The organism is Antrihabitans stalactiti (assembly GCF_012932915.1).
In the GTDB taxonomy this organism is placed as follows: Bacteria; Actinomycetota; Actinomycetes; order Mycobacteriales; family Mycobacteriaceae; genus Antrihabitans; species Antrihabitans stalactiti.
On the sequence record NZ_VCQU01000005.1, the window covers coordinates 76920 to 89865 of the forward strand.

15 protein-coding genes are annotated in these 12946 nt (G+C 63.8%); 10 read left to right on the forward strand and 5 right to left on the reverse strand.

What is annotated here, in order from left to right; all coding sequences use genetic code 11:
- Positions 1-13: 13 nt before the first annotated feature.
- Positions 14-901 carry an oxidoreductase gene (locus tag FGL95_RS15470; RefSeq protein WP_338079871.1) on the forward strand — a complete coding sequence of 296 codons (888 nt, stop codon included), beginning with the start codon at positions 14-16 and terminating at the stop codon, positions 899-901.
- A gap of 182 nt (positions 902-1083) precedes the next feature.
- Positions 1084-2178, forward strand: coding sequence for a 3-deoxy-7-phosphoheptulonate synthase (locus tag FGL95_RS15475; RefSeq protein WP_169588362.1), 1095 nt, complete (start codon positions 1084-1086; stop codon positions 2176-2178).
- Here FGL95_RS15475 and FGL95_RS15480 read toward each other — a convergent pair.
- A complete protein-coding gene (locus tag FGL95_RS15480; protein WP_169588364.1) occupies positions 2144-2776 on the reverse strand; it encodes an alpha-ketoglutarate-dependent dioxygenase AlkB in 633 nt (210 codons plus the stop codon). The two genes, FGL95_RS15475 and FGL95_RS15480, sit on opposite strands and share 35 nt — an antisense overlap.
- 100 nt (positions 2777-2876) lie before the next feature.
- Between FGL95_RS15480 and FGL95_RS15485 the strand changes: the two genes are divergently transcribed.
- Both FGL95_RS15485 and FGL95_RS15490 read left to right on the forward strand, forming a co-directional pair.
- Complete coding sequence (locus FGL95_RS15485; protein WP_169588366.1) at positions 2877-3521, forward strand: LysE family translocator; 645 nt, start codon at positions 2877-2879, stop codon at positions 3519-3521.
- A gap of 29 nt (positions 3522-3550) precedes the next feature.
- Positions 3551-3979: a VOC family protein gene (locus FGL95_RS15490; RefSeq protein ID WP_169588368.1), complete on the forward strand. Its 429-nt coding sequence runs from the start codon at positions 3551-3553 to the stop codon at positions 3977-3979.
- A gap of 1 nt (position 3980) precedes the next feature.
- On the opposite strand, the gene FGL95_RS15495 is transcribed toward FGL95_RS15490, so the two are convergent.
- The gene (locus FGL95_RS15495) at positions 3981-4520 is read right to left on the reverse strand and encodes a TetR/AcrR family transcriptional regulator (RefSeq protein ID WP_169588370.1); all 540 of its coding nucleotides are present in this window, start codon (positions 4518-4520) and stop codon (positions 3981-3983) included.
- 76 nt (positions 4521-4596) lie between these two features.
- On the opposite strand from FGL95_RS15495, the gene FGL95_RS15500 reads away from it, so the two are divergent.
- Complete coding sequence (locus FGL95_RS15500; protein WP_240963055.1) at positions 4597-5571, forward strand: lipase family alpha/beta hydrolase; 975 nt, start codon at positions 4597-4599, stop codon at positions 5569-5571.
- A 7-nt stretch (positions 5572-5578) separates the two neighbouring features.
- Here FGL95_RS15500 and FGL95_RS15505 read toward each other — a convergent pair whose 3' ends face one another.
- Positions 5579-6007, reverse strand: coding sequence for a VOC family protein (locus FGL95_RS15505; protein ID WP_169588372.1), 429 nt, complete (start codon positions 6005-6007; stop codon positions 5579-5581).
- Positions 5967-7178 (reverse strand): pyridoxal phosphate-dependent aminotransferase, encoded by a 1212-nt coding sequence (locus FGL95_RS15510; RefSeq protein ID WP_169588374.1) that lies wholly within the window; start codon positions 7176-7178, stop codon positions 5967-5969. Before FGL95_RS15510 ends, FGL95_RS15505 begins: the two co-directional genes overlap by 41 nt.
- A gap of 93 nt (positions 7179-7271) precedes the next feature.
- On the opposite strand from FGL95_RS15510, the gene FGL95_RS15515 reads away from it, so the two are divergent.
- Positions 7272-7847, forward strand: a complete 576-nt coding sequence (locus FGL95_RS15515) for a carboxymuconolactone decarboxylase family protein (protein ID WP_169588376.1) — start codon at positions 7272-7274, stop codon at positions 7845-7847.
- Here FGL95_RS15515 and FGL95_RS15520 read toward each other — a convergent pair.
- Positions 7844-8731, reverse strand: a complete 888-nt coding sequence (locus tag FGL95_RS15520) for an RNA polymerase sigma factor SigJ (RefSeq protein WP_169588378.1) — start codon at positions 8729-8731, stop codon at positions 7844-7846. The two genes, FGL95_RS15515 and FGL95_RS15520, sit on opposite strands and share 4 nt — an antisense overlap.
- Before the next feature lie 119 nt (positions 8732-8850).
- Here FGL95_RS15520 and FGL95_RS15525 point away from each other — a divergent pair, with 119 nt between their 5' ends.
- The 4 genes from FGL95_RS15525 to FGL95_RS15540 are packed head-to-tail and all read left to right on the forward strand — an operon-like array spanning position 8851 to position 12941.
- Positions 8851-9945: an ABC transporter substrate-binding protein gene (locus FGL95_RS15525; protein WP_169588380.1), complete on the forward strand. Its 1095-nt coding sequence runs from the start codon at positions 8851-8853 to the stop codon at positions 9943-9945.
- On the forward strand, positions 9942-10754 hold the full coding sequence (locus tag FGL95_RS15530; protein ID WP_169588382.1) for an ATP-binding cassette domain-containing protein: 813 nt from the start codon (positions 9942-9944) through the stop codon (positions 10752-10754). The genes FGL95_RS15525 and FGL95_RS15530 overlap by 4 nt, the downstream gene beginning before the upstream one ends.
- Positions 10747-11583 carry an ABC transporter permease gene (locus FGL95_RS15535; protein WP_169588384.1) on the forward strand — a complete coding sequence of 279 codons (837 nt, stop codon included), beginning with the start codon at positions 10747-10749 and terminating at the stop codon, positions 11581-11583. Before FGL95_RS15530 ends, FGL95_RS15535 begins: the two co-directional genes overlap by 8 nt.
- 8 nt (positions 11584-11591) lie before the next feature.
- Positions 11592-12941, forward strand: coding sequence for an LLM class flavin-dependent oxidoreductase (locus FGL95_RS15540; RefSeq protein ID WP_338079872.1), 1350 nt, complete (start codon positions 11592-11594; stop codon positions 12939-12941).
- The last annotated feature ends 5 nt before the right edge of the window (positions 12942-12946 follow it).

The window sequence follows — 12946 nt, forward strand, 5'->3', positions numbered from 1 at the left end:
CTAGAATTCGAACGTGACAACAATCGAGTCGAAGTGGACCGAAAAGAACATCGCTGATCAGGAAGGCCGCACGTTCATCGTCACGGGCGCGAACAGCGGTCTCGGTGAGGTCGCGGCGCGCGCACTCGTCGGTGCGGGAGCCACCGTCGTGCTCGCCTGCCGCAACACCGACAAAGCCGATACGGTTGCGCGCTCGATCGGGACGCGCGCCGTTGTCGCCCACCTCGATCTGTCCGACCTGTCGTCGGTCCGCAAGTTCGCGGCCTCGGTCGACAGCGTGGACGTCTTGATCAACAACGCGGGCGTCATGGCGATCCCGCAGGCGAAGACCGTCGACGGCTTCGAGATGCAGTTCGGCACAAACCATTTGGGGCACTTCGCGCTCACCGGTCTGCTGCTCGGCAAGTTGACCGACCGAGTCGTCACGTTGTCGAGTGGGATGCACCAGTTCGGGTCGATCGATCTCGACGATCCGAATTTCGAAAGGCGCAAGTACGAGCGCTGGACCGCCTACAACCAGTCGAAGCTCGCGAACCTGATGTTCGCTTACGAATTGCAACGTCGGCTCACGGCGGCGGGGTCGCCGCTGAAATCGCTCGCCGCCCATCCGGGTTACGCGGCGACCGGCTTGCAAGGCAAAACCGAGACCTTCCAGGATCGGCTGCTGGCGATCGGTAACCGCGTCCTCGCGCAGTCGGCTGAGATGGGTGCGCTGCCGGAGTTGTACGCCGCCACTGCGCCGGACGCGCCGGCCGGTCGCTACATCGGTCCGGACGGTTTCCAAGGCCAGCGTGGGTACCCGACGGTCGTCGGTTCGACGAAGAAGTCCAAGGACGAAGAGGTCGCCGCGAAGCTGTGGGACCTCTCCGAGAAACTCACTGGAGTGAAGTTCGCGTTCTAGCTGGTACGGTCTTCGGTATGCAGCGTGCATATTGGTTTAGCGAGCCGGCCCTAGGTGGGTCGGTCCGCGTAGCCGCGTCGTCACATACGCTGCGCTGACCTTTTCACCCCGAGCCGGATTACAGACCGGCTCGCTGGGTAGCGAACATCTCATCGGGCCGGCCTGAGAACAGGAACCCGAAGATGACTGTGGCACTGGATTCGACCAGCGACCTCGACAATCGACGCACCCTCAGTGTGAGTCCCCTGATTGCTCCCGCCGAACTGCGGCGGCGCCATGGCGTCGATGCGCTCGCGGCAGCAACCGTCCGAAACGGCCGCCGCGCGACCGTCGACGTCCTCGATGGCGCCGACGACCGGCTGCTCGTGATCGTGGGTCCGTGCTCGGTGCACGACCCCGTCGCAGCACTCGACTACGCGCGGCTTCTCGCGGCGAAGGCCGCTGACCTCGACGATCGGCTGCTCGTCGTAATGCGTGTGTACTTCGAAAAGCCACGTACGACGCTGGGGTGGAAGGGTCTGATCAACGACCCCCACCTGGACGGAACGTTCGACGTGAACACCGGACTCGGCATCGGCCGCCAACTGCTGTGCGACATCTCGTCGCTGGGATTGCCCGTCGCGTGCGAGTTCCTGGATCCGATCACCCCCCAGCACATCGCGGACCTGGTCAGCTACGGCGCGATCGGCGCCCGCACGGCGGCGAGCCAGGTGCATCGGCAGTTGAGCAGCGCGCTGTCGATGCCGGTGGGGATCAAGAACGGCACCGACGGCGACGTCCAGGTTGCGGTCGACGGGGTTCGTGCAGCCGGTGCAAGCCACGTATTCCCTGGTACCGACCTCGAAGGTCGCGCAGCGCTGATTCGTACCGCAGGCAATCCCGACTGTCACGTGATTCTGCGTGGCGGCAGCGGCGGGACGAACTACGACAGCGCGTCCGTTGCCGACACGATGGCGCGGCTGCGCAAGGCTGGCCTACCAGAGCGTGTCGTCGTCGACGCCAGCCATGGCAACAGCAACAAGGACCACAACAAGCAGGTGGACGTGGTCGAGAGCGTCGCGGCGCGAATCGCTGCGGGCGAGCGGGGGATCGTCGGCATGATGTTGGAGAGCTTCCTGGAGGCGGGCCGACAGGACCTGACTCTCGGTCGGGCGAGCGATCTGGTGTACGGCCAGTCGATCACCGACGCGTGCCTGGACTGGGCGACGACAGCGCGACAACTCGACACGTTGGCCGATGCGGTCAGCGCACGTTGTGCGGGCGGAACTGCACGCTGATCCGTGGACCGACGGGGCGCGCGGTTTTCGGTACCGCGTGCTCCCAGGTGCGTTGGCAGCTACCGCCCATGACCAGGAGATCGCCATGCCCGACCTGGTAACGAATGGACTCCCCGCCGCCGCGCGGCCGCAGCAACAGCGACCGCGCTTCGCCGAGCGACACGATGGCGACCATTGTGTCCTCGGTGCGGCTGCGCCCGATTGTGTCGCCATGCCACGCGACGCTGTCCGAACCGTCGCGGTAGTAGCAGAGGCCCGCAGTGGTGAACGGCTCGCCGAGTTCGTCGGCGTAGTGGTCACCGAGGGCGGTGCGGGCGTGGTCGAGCAGCGGACTCGGCAGCGCGTCGTTCTCGTCGTAAAAGCATTGCAGCCGAGGGACATCCACCACCCGGTCGTACATCGGGCGGCGATCGGCGCGCCACGGCACGGTCTCGACCAGGTCGTTGAACAGTTCGTCGGACCCGCGGACCCAACCCGGAGCGAAATCGACCCACGCGCCATCGGCGAGGTGATTGCGCTGCAGCTCGGAAGGTAGATCGCCCATGTGCAGACCTGACACATCGACGTCGAACAGCGACGCTTGATGAGCTACGAACATGTGTTCGATGCTAGATCGGCGTTCGGCCGGTCGCAACCATATAACCAGTCGTGTTCAACTGGCCCGCGACGGTAAGGCCACATCGTGGGAACCTCGAACCATGATCAGTAGCACCGCATTTTTCGGGGTGGCGGCCGTCGCCCTCGGAATGGTCCTCACGCCCGGGCCGAACATGATGTACATCGTCTCCCGAAGCGTGACGCAGGGACGACGGGCGGGGTTGGTGTCGCTCGGCGGAGTGGCCGTGGGGTTCGTGGTCTACGTGATCGCCGCCGCGGCCGGCGTCACCGCCGTGTTCGTTGCGGTGCCGGAGCTGTACCTCGCAGTGAAGCTCATGGGCGCTGCATATCTGCTCTGGCTCGCCTGGCAGGCCCTTCGTCCCGGAGCCGTGTCGGTCTTCGCGCCGGTCGCCTTGCCTGCCGATTCGAACCGACGGCTGTTTGCGATGGGCCTAGTGACGAACCTGCTGAACCCGAAGATCGCCATCATGTACCTGGCGTTGATTCCACAGTTCATCGATGTCGACGCTGGTCACATCTGGCTGCAGAGTCTGTTGCTCGGTGCGGTCCAGATCGGCGTCGCGCTATCGGTCAACAGCGTCATCGTGATCGGTGCGGGCGGCATCTCGACGTTCCTTGCACAGCGCCCCTTGTGGCTGCGGACGCAGCGATTCGCGATGGGGACCGTCCTCGGAGCCTTGGCCGTGAAGCTGGCCACCGACCACGCCAGGCCGGTGTCTGCCTAGATGTCGGTGCCGACTCGTACGGTCTTGCCATGAGCAATTTCGAGTTTCAGGTTGTCGTCGATTCGGCCGATCCGCACGCGCAGGCGAAGTGGTGGGCAGAGGCGCTCGGGTGGCAGTTCGAGCCCAGCGACGAGGCATTCATTCGCAAGATGGTCGACGCTGGCCACGCGAAGGAATCGGACACGACGGTGTGGGAGGGCGTGCTCGTCTGGCGGGAAGGTCAGGCAATCCGCGATCCTGAGCACCCGGGTCGGCCTCGGGTGCTCTTCCAGCTGGTTCCCGAATCGAAGGCGGTCAAGAATCGGCTGCATTTGGACATCCGGACCGGCGACGAACGAGAGGCAGTCGCCGAGCGCCTCATCGCTGCGGGCGCAACGTTCCTGCATCGCGGCAGGCAGGGGCCGAGCGAGTGGATCACTCTCGCCGACCCGGAGGGCAACGAGTTCTGCGTCGCCTGATCTAGCGAGTTACCAAGTCCAGCAGGGCTTGTCGGAGGTCCGGGCGGGGGCCACCCGCGTACAGCTCTTGGAGGCTGATGTCGGCACCCATCGCGATGACTAGGTGCGCAACCGCGCGGACGTCAGGCCAGCCCAGCACCTCGAGGTCTGCTGATATGAGTTCTGAGAACATCGCATTGCGTTGCTGGACCTCGTCGAGCAGGTCTGCCTCGGTCCGGGCTTGGACGATGAAGGCTTTCGTTCCTCTGGTCTTCAACGTCGCATCGAGGAAGGCGAACAGGCCTGTCCGGAGCCGGTCGAGCCCAGGCTCTCGATCGCCGACAGCGGCGACGACGAGGGCTGCCAGCTCGTCGTGGTACCGGCGGTGCAGCGCGACGACATAGCTACGTCGGTCGGGGAAGTGTTGGTAGAAGCCGCCTTTCGACATGTCGGCTTCGCTTACCACCGCGTTCACCGAGAGGCCACGCAAACCGTGCTCGTCGACGACGGACATGCCGGCGTTGAGCAGGTTGTTCCGTCCCGGCTCTGCTGGTCGCGCCATCTATGTCTCCTCGATTCGTGTCAAGCATACGATGGCGACGGTTGACCGACTGGTCGGTCAACGGTACTTTCACCTCATGGACGTCCAATCGCAGCTGCCGACTCTCCTCGCTCGCGGAAGGGCGATCATGATCAGGCGTATCGCAATTCTGCTCGCCGCGGTGGGATTGACGCTGGCGTCCGGAGTCGGTCCAAGTGCGGCAGACGAGCCACTGCCAGTGCCGTACAGCTACCTTGCTGGTGTCAACGCGTCGCTGACAAATCCCGGTGCCGCACCGCCCGGATCCAACGACTGGTCCTGCAAACCGACCGCCGACCACCCGAATCCCGTTGTGCTACTGCACGGATTCCTCGGAACGATGACCAGTGCGTGGCAGACGCTGTCGCCGTTGTTGGCGAACAGTGGATTCTGCGTCTTCGCGCTGACCTATGGGGTGACGGCCAGCGATCAGGTCGGTGCGATGGCGCCGATCGAACGCAGCGCGGCCGAGGTCGGGCAATTCGTCGACCAAGTCCGCGCTGCTACCGGCGCGGACCAAGTCGATCTTGTCGGTCACTCGATCGGTGCGACCCTGCCGTTCTACTACTACAACTACCTCGGCGGAGCGGCGAAGGTCCGGCATCATGTCGGACTTGCACCCTGGTATCGCGGAACGACGCAACTCGGCGCAGCACCAACGTTGTTGGCGCTCATGGGATTGCCCGTCATCGGTCCTGCGGTACTGCAACAATGTGGCGTCTGCGATCAAGCCCTGGTCGGGTCGCCGTTCATCGCGACGCTCAACGCGAACGCTGCCGTGGCACCGGGAATCTCGTTCACCAACATCATGACGCGCAACGAGGAAATCGCGACGCCGTACACAACGGGCTATCTAGACGGACCGAATGTCACCAACATCGTTGTACAAGAACGATGCTCGCTCGACAACACCGATCATTTCCAGCTGCCCTACGATCCGATCGCCACGCAGTACGTGCTGAATGCGCTCGATCCCGCGCATGCGGTCGAACCGCTCTGCAGACCCGTTGTGCCGTTCGCGGGGGCGATCTGAAACCACGTCACAGGCTGACGGTCCCGTCGTCGTCGACATGCCAGCCAGGGTTGTGGGCGATCTCCCAGATGATGCCGTTGGGATCTTGCAGGTGCGCGTGGAAGATGCCGCCGAATGCACTTTCGCGCGGACTCTTGACCACGGCGCCGCCCGCGGCGGTGACGGCACGGACCAATTCTTCGACCTCGGCGCGGCTGTCGACGTTGTGGGACAGGGTGACCCCCGAGATCTGCGAGTGGTCGGTGCCGGTGGCGAGGTCCTCGTTGAACTTGTCGGCGTCGAACAATCCGAGCAGCAGGCCGGGTGCCACCTGGAAGAACAAGATTTCACCTTCGACGTCCATCAGCGGCGTCCAGCCGAGGCCGTCGCGGTAGAAGCGTCGTGCGGCGTCGAGATCAGCCGTGGCGAAAGTCAGGAAATTCAGCTGCTGCTTCATGAATCCTCCTCAGTCGATCGATCGCGGCGTGCAGTGTTTCGTCGCGCTTGCAAAAAGTGAAGCGCACCAGGCGATCCCAGTCGGCCGGATGGTCGGTGAACACGCTGACCGGTACCGCGGCAACGCCGAGCCGCTCAGGGATCGCGCGGCAGAACGACATCGCATCGCCGTCATAGAGCGGCGCGATATCGGCGCAGACGTAATACGTTCCTTCACTACGCCGGACGTCGAACCCGATCTCGGACAACGCAGTGGACAGCAGCGCGTTCCGCTTCTGCAGGTCGTCCCGCAGCCCTGCGATCCACGCCTGTTCGTGTTCGATCGCGTGTGCCACTGCGGGCTGGAACGGTCCGCCTGCGACGAAGGTCATCCACTGCTTTGCGGCTCGGATCCCATCGATGAGTGGTGCAGGTGCGCATGCCCACCCGGTCTTCCAACCGGTGACGCTGAACGTCTTGCTGGCGCTGGACACCACGACGGTGCGCTCGTACATGCCCGGCAGTGTCGAGATCGAGATGTGCTCACGCCCGTCGAAGGTGAGGTGTTCGTAGACCTCGTCCGTCAGGACGATCAGGTCGTGCTCGATAGCAAGGTCCGCTACGGCCGTGAGTTCCTCGCGACTCAGTAGCGACCCCGTCGGATTGTGCGGGGAGTTGATGATCAGCATCGCCGTCTTCGCCGTGATCGCACGACGCAGGCTGTCGACGTCCAAGGCGAAGCCGTCCCCGTCCGGGACCAACGTTGCTGTTCGCCGAACCGCGCCCGCAAGCGCGACGGCAGCGGCGTAAAGGTCGAAATACGGCTCGATCAGGATGATCTCTTCACCAGGCTCCACTAGCCCGAGGACAGCTGCGCTGATCGCTTCACTCGCGCCGACGGTGACCAGGACCTGTGTGTCCGGGTCGTACTCGGTGCCGTAGCGCCTTGCTCGGTCCGCGGCGATGGCGTTGCGGAGCACCGGCATCCCTCGCCCGGGTGGGTACTGGTTGAACCCGTCCGCAATGGCCTGCTGTGCAGCCGCGAGCATCGACGCCGGACCGTCCGAGTCTGGAAATCCTTGACCGAGATTGACGGCGTTGTGGGCAATCGCGAGTTCGGTCATCTCGGCGAAAATCGTCGATTCGAACGGTCGCAATCGCTGGACTGTGCGACGCCGCGAACTGTCTGCCATACCCGCAGGCTAATCGATGTCACGTTTTTCGAGGCTGTCTCGTCCAGTCTTCGAAGGCCGCAACAGGGCGGCCGATCAACCTAGGAGATCGACATGGCCCGCATCGCCGCCGTCAGCCCGCAAGAAGCCAGCCCGATGGTCAAGCTCGCGTACAAATACGCGAGCAAGCAATTCGGTGAGGTTCCGGAGCCGTTCGCGGTCGCCGCCAATCACAAGAAGCTGTTCTTCGCGATTGCCGTCGCCGAGACCGCAGCGCAGAAGGCGTCGACCGTCCTACCCGCGAATATTCGGGAGCTCGCCGTGTATCGCACTGCGTGGACCGTCGGTTGTTCGTGGTGTGTCGACTTCGGTGCAATGCTCATGCGCCTCGACGGGCTCGACATCGACAAGTTGAAGGAGATCGGCGACTACGCCACCTCGCCGCTGTTCAGCGAGGACGAGCGCGCTGCGATTGCCTACTCCGACGCGATGACGTCGACGCCGACCGAGGTCACCGACGAGCAGGTCGCTGACCTGGAACAGCGATTCGGGCGCGACGGACTTGTCGAGCTGACCTTCCAGATCGCACTCGAAAACCAACGGGCACGCATGAACTCGGCGCTCGGAATCACCGAGCAGGGCTTCAACACCGGTGACGCCTGCAAGGTTCCGTGGGCGGTGGACGCCTAGAGCCGCACGCCGACGAGCTTCTCCGGGTTGGCCATGTCGTAGGCCGCGGCAACGCGGCCGTCGACGACGGTGAAGCCCAAGACGCGGGCCGGGTAATCGGGTCCGGCGGGCTGGTAGAGGCCGAGTTCGCCGTTGACGGTGACGGGGTAGAAGGCCTCGAATCGATCCGGCCCGTACTTGCGGGTGAGGCCGACGAAGAAGCGCGCGATCTTGGTTGCGCCAGTGATCACGTTGATCGCCGTTGTGGTCGTACCGTTGGCATCGCCGATGATCCTTGCGTCCGAGAGCAGCGACGCAACGATCGCATCGATGTCACCCGTAGCCATCGCCTCGACGAATGCCGCCACTGCCTTGTCGTGCTCGTCGGTGGGAACCGGTGGCGGCGTAGCGGACACGGCGCTGCGAGCGCGTGATGCGAGCTTGCGAGCGGACGCGACACTGATGTCGAGGATCTCGGCGACCTCGTCGAACGGCACCGAAAAGCCATCGTGCAGAACGAATGCCACACGTTGTTGCGGAGTCAGCGTATCGAGAACGACCAGGGCGGCAAGCCGGTTCTCCTCGCCTGCGACGACGAAGTCCAGTGGGTCCGGCTCACGCGAAGGACCTGCCGACAGCACGATCGGCTCCGGAAGCCATTGTCCGATATAGCTTTCCCGGCGGACGGCAGCCGAACGTAGGCGGTCCAGACAGATTCGGCCCACGACGGTCGTCAACCAGCCGCGTAGGTCGCGGATGCTGTCCTGATCGGTTGTTGCGAGCCGGAGCCAGCTTTCCTGCACGGCGTCCTCGGCGTCGGTAACGCTGCCGGTCAGCCGGTAGCCGACGGCCAGTAGATGGCTTCGGTGAGACTCGAAGGTATCCGCTAACGCTGTTGCAACCACGTCGTCGAGCTTACCGAGAGTGCTGGGTCGAACTTAAGATCCGCCCTGTTTCGAACTGTTGACCCTGGTCGGGGTGCTTGGAAGTCTTGCCACACCGACAAACGAGCAGGGGATTTGTGATGTCCAATAGACGAAACGGGCGGCCAACACCGCGCGGTCTGCGCATTCTGGCGGCAGCTTCGGCTGCCATTGCACTGGTCTCCGGTGCCGCCGCGTGCGGCTCTTCCGACACCGAAACCACCTCCGACGGCAAGACGGTACTGCGCTACCAGGGCTGGGCCAGCGAGGTCACCTACCCCGAACTCGCAGAGAATCTCGGCTACTTCCAGAAGGTCTCGCTGAAGTGGGTGGGTGATACCACCAGCGGACCGCAGGACATTCAGTCCGCCGCGACCGGGCAGACCGAGTACGGCGGCGCGTTCAACGGCGCAATAGTCAAACTGGCGGCAGCGAATTCGCCGATCAAGGCGGTCACCGGCTATTACGGCGCCGACCCGGAGACATACACGGGCTATTACGTGTTGGACGGCAGCCCGATTCGCAGCGCGCGCGACCTCATCGGCAAGAAGGTCGGCATGAATACCCTTGGTGCGCATCATGAGTTCGTGGTTCGTGAGTGGCTTTCGCAGCAAGGTCTCACCGCCGACGAGATCAAGCAGGTCGAGCTGATCGTCGTGCCACCGGTCAACACCGAACAGGCGCTCCGGTCGGGTCAGATCGATGTGGGCGCGCTGCAGAAGGTATTCCGCGACAGGGCAGTCGATCGTGGCGGAATCCGGCCGCTGTTCACCGACGAATCGCTGTTCGGCGCATTCACGTACGGCAGCTACGTATTCCGCAACGACTTCATCGACAAGCACAAAGACGCCGTCGCAGACTTCGTGCAGGGCACCGCGCGTGCGCTCCGCTGGGCGCAGACCACGCCACGCGCCGAAGTGATCGAGAAGTTCAAATCGATCATCAACGGTCGCGGTCGTAACGAGAACACCGAACTCACCAAGTACTGGAAGTCGACGAGCGTCGCCGGACCGGGTGGAGTGATCGCGGACAAGGAAATTCAGTTGTGGATCGACTGGCTGGTCCGCAACGGTGAGCTCGCACAGGGTGCGTTGAAGTCGACGGACCTCTACACGAACGAATTCAATCCGTACTCCAACGGGACCTATCCGAGCGACAGTGGTTCGAACGGCCAAGCGCTGGGGCCGGCGAAGTGAGTGCCGAACCGAAGTTGCGGGTGGAGAACGTCAGCAAGCGGTTCGCGATCCGTGGGTCCAAGGCGGACTTCGTTGCGCTGGAGAATATCTCGCTCGATGTCGCCGACGGTGAGTTCGTCGTCATCGTCGGGCCGAGTGGCTGCGGCAAGTCGACCCTGCTCGACCTGCTCGGCGGACTGACCAAGCCGACGTCCGGCCGGATCCTGTTGGACGGCAAGCCGATCAGTGGACCAGGTCTCGACCGCGGCATCGTCTTCCAGCAGTACGCGCTGCTGCCGTGGCGCACCGCACGGCGGAACATCGAATTCGGACTCGAAGAGAAAGGTTTGCGGCGCAAAGAACGTCGCGCGCTTGCCGACGAGTACCTCGAACTTGTCGGGTTGCAGGGGTTCGGTGATCGGTATCCGCACGAACTGTCCGGTGGGATGAAGCAACGAGTTGCGATTGCGCGCAGCCTCGCCTTCGATCCCGAGGTGCTGTTGATGGACGAGCCGTTTGCGGCGCTCGACGCGCAGACGCGGGAGTCGTTGCAGGACGAACTACTTCGAATCTGGCGCGCGACCGGCAAGACGATCCTGTTCATCACGCACGGCATCGACGAAGCGGTGTATCTCGGGCAGCGAGCCGCAATCCTCACGTCGCGGCCCGGCAGGATCAAGACCATCGTCGACATCGATATCAACGTCGACGAGATCGAGGATCCCCGCTCGGATGCGCGCTTCCGTCAGTATCGCCACTTCATCTGGACACAGCTGCGCACCGAGGTTGCTCGAGCGCAGGACCAGGAGTTGGAGGCAGCTCATGTCTAGCGTCGTCCTCGCCCGTCCGGCTGCGATAGAGCCTGTCTACGCGAGGTTCGGCGGCGTCGCCACCGTGCTTGCTCGCGTGGCGTGGCGAATCGTCAAGCCGTCATTGGCAATCGGGCTGTTCCTTGCGATCTGGGAGGCAGCACCCCGCCTCGGATTGGTGGACCGAGTCTTCCTGCCACCGTTCTCCGAGGTAGCCCGCGCGTTCGGCAAACTCGTGCAGTCGGGCGAAATGTGGAACCACGTTTCTGCCAGCCTGGACCGCTCGCTGACCGGGTTCTCGATCGCCATCGTCGTCGCGATCCCGCTCGGTCTGGCCATCGCGTGGTATCGGCCTGTCGCCGAATTCCTCGGTCCGATTCTGGAGTTGGCGCGCAACACGGCGGCGTTGGCTTTGCTTCCGGTCTTCGTGTTGATTCTCGGCATCGGCGAAGAATCGAAGGTGGCACTCGTGGTCTACGCGAGCACCTTCCCGATTCTGCTGAACACCATTTCAGGCGTACGGACCGTCGACCCGCTGCTGATCAAGTCGGCTGCATCGCTGGGTCTTTCGCCCATTCGGCTGTTCCAGAAGGTGGTCCTGCCGTCGGCGGTGCCGACCATCTTCACCGGTATCCGCATGGCTGCGGCGTCGTCGATCTTGGTGCTCATTGCCGCGGAAATGGTAGGGGCGAGAGCTGGACTCGGCTATCTCATCACCGCGTCGCAGCTGAGCTTTCAGATCCCGAACATGTACGCAGGCATCGTGGCGATCGCGCTGCTCGGTCTCACCTTCAACGGCGTCCTCGTCCTCATCGAGCGCCGGTTGTCGCGCTGGCGCCCAACCAACTAAGGACCTCCGTGTCATCGAAGCAACTCCATCTCAATGCGTTCCTCATGGGCGTCGGTCACCACGAAGCTGCGTGGCGTCACCCGAGAACCGATGCGCGTCGCATCCTCGACGTCGGTCACTTTCAGGAGCTGGCCCGAATTGCCGAGCGAGGCAAACTCGATTCGGTGTTCTTCGCCGACGGGCTCGCAGTCGGACCGCGCGTCGAGCGAAACACGCAGTCGATTTTCGAACCAGTCACGCTGTTGTCGGCCATGGCCGTCGCCACCGAGCATGTCGGCCTCATCGCCACGGCATCGACGACGTATTCGGATCCCTACAACACAGCCCGCAAGTTCGCCTCGCTCGATCACATCAGCAAGGGTCGCGCGGGTTGGAACATCGTCACCTCCGCAGGCGCCGACGAGGCCGCGAATTTCGGTCTGGACGGCATCCCGTTGCACAGCGGCCGCTACGAACGCGCAACCGAGTACCTCGAGGTGGCGCTGGCGCTGTGGGACAGCTGGGAGGATGAGGCCGTCGTATTGGATTCCGGTACGGGCGTTTTCGCGGACCCGACGAAGGTGCACCGGATCGATCACAGCGGCGAGCACTTCACCGTCCGCGGACCGTTGAACACGCCACGCTCGTCGCAGGGACGACCCCTGCTGGTGCAGGCCGGCTCGTCGGAAAGTGGGAAGGACTTCGCAGCGCGCTACGCCGAGGCCGTGTTCACCGCGCAGCGGACTCTCGATGAGGGCAAGGCGTTCTACACCGACCTCAAGGGCAGGCTCGCTCGGTACGGTCGCAGGCCGGACGAGCTCAAGGTGCTCCCGGGAATCGTCCCGTTCATCGGATCGACCGAAGCCGAGGCTCAGGCGTTGGAGCAGGAGTTCACCGACCTCATTTCGCCCGACTATGCCTTGCGTCAGCTGTCGAACATGCTCGGCATAGATCTGACGGCGCATGCACTGGACGCGCCACTGCCACCGCTTCCGCCCGAAGCCGAGATTCAGGGCAACAAGAGCCGATATCGCCTGGTCAAGGAGCTGGCGGCGAAGGAAGACCTGACAGTTCGGTCGTTGATCGGGCGCCTAGGTGGCGGTCGCGGGCACCGCACGTTCGCGGGAACGCCGGACCAGATCGCCGACGAACTCGAGTCGTGGTTCACCGCGGGCGCTGCCGACGGATTCAACGTCATGCCGCCGTATCTGCCGGGTGGTCTCGAGGATTTCGTCGCCCATGTAGTGCCGATTTTGCAGCGGCGCGGCCTTTTCCGGACGAACTACACCGCGACGACGCTGCGCGGACATTACGGCCTGGCGGCACCGGCCAATCGGTTCGAGGGCAGCGACGAACGATCGGTCGCCAAAGTAGGCTGAATGCC

What these genes read in the sequence shown, in the direction of transcription:
- FGL95_RS15475 (WP_169588362.1), top strand. Translation starts at nt 1,084, where the DNA reads ATGACTGTGGCACTGGATTCGACCAGCGACCTCGACAATCGACGCACC.
- FGL95_RS15480 (WP_169588364.1), bottom strand. Translation starts at nt 2,776, where the DNA reads ATGTTCGTAGCTCATCAAGCGTCGCTGTTCGACGTCGATGTGTCAGGT.
- FGL95_RS15485 (WP_169588366.1), top strand. Translation starts at nt 2,877, where the DNA reads ATGATCAGTAGCACCGCATTTTTCGGGGTGGCGGCCGTCGCCCTCGGA.
- FGL95_RS15490 (WP_169588368.1), top strand. Translation starts at nt 3,551, where the DNA reads ATGAGCAATTTCGAGTTTCAGGTTGTCGTCGATTCGGCCGATCCGCAC.
- FGL95_RS15495 (WP_169588370.1), bottom strand. Translation starts at nt 4,520, where the DNA reads ATGGCGCGACCAGCAGAGCCGGGACGGAACAACCTGCTCAACGCCGGC.
- FGL95_RS15500 (WP_240963055.1), top strand. Translation starts at nt 4,597, where the DNA reads ATGGACGTCCAATCGCAGCTGCCGACTCTCCTCGCTCGCGGAAGGGCG.
- FGL95_RS15505 (WP_169588372.1), bottom strand. Translation starts at nt 6,007, where the DNA reads ATGAAGCAGCAGCTGAATTTCCTGACTTTCGCCACGGCTGATCTCGAC.
- FGL95_RS15510 (WP_169588374.1), bottom strand. Translation starts at nt 7,178, where the DNA reads ATGGCAGACAGTTCGCGGCGTCGCACAGTCCAGCGATTGCGACCGTTC.
- FGL95_RS15515 (WP_169588376.1), top strand. Translation starts at nt 7,272, where the DNA reads ATGGCCCGCATCGCCGCCGTCAGCCCGCAAGAAGCCAGCCCGATGGTC.
- FGL95_RS15525 (WP_169588380.1), top strand. Translation starts at nt 8,851, where the DNA reads ATGTCCAATAGACGAAACGGGCGGCCAACACCGCGCGGTCTGCGCATT.
- FGL95_RS15535 (WP_169588384.1), top strand. Translation starts at nt 10,747, where the DNA reads ATGTCTAGCGTCGTCCTCGCCCGTCCGGCTGCGATAGAGCCTGTCTAC.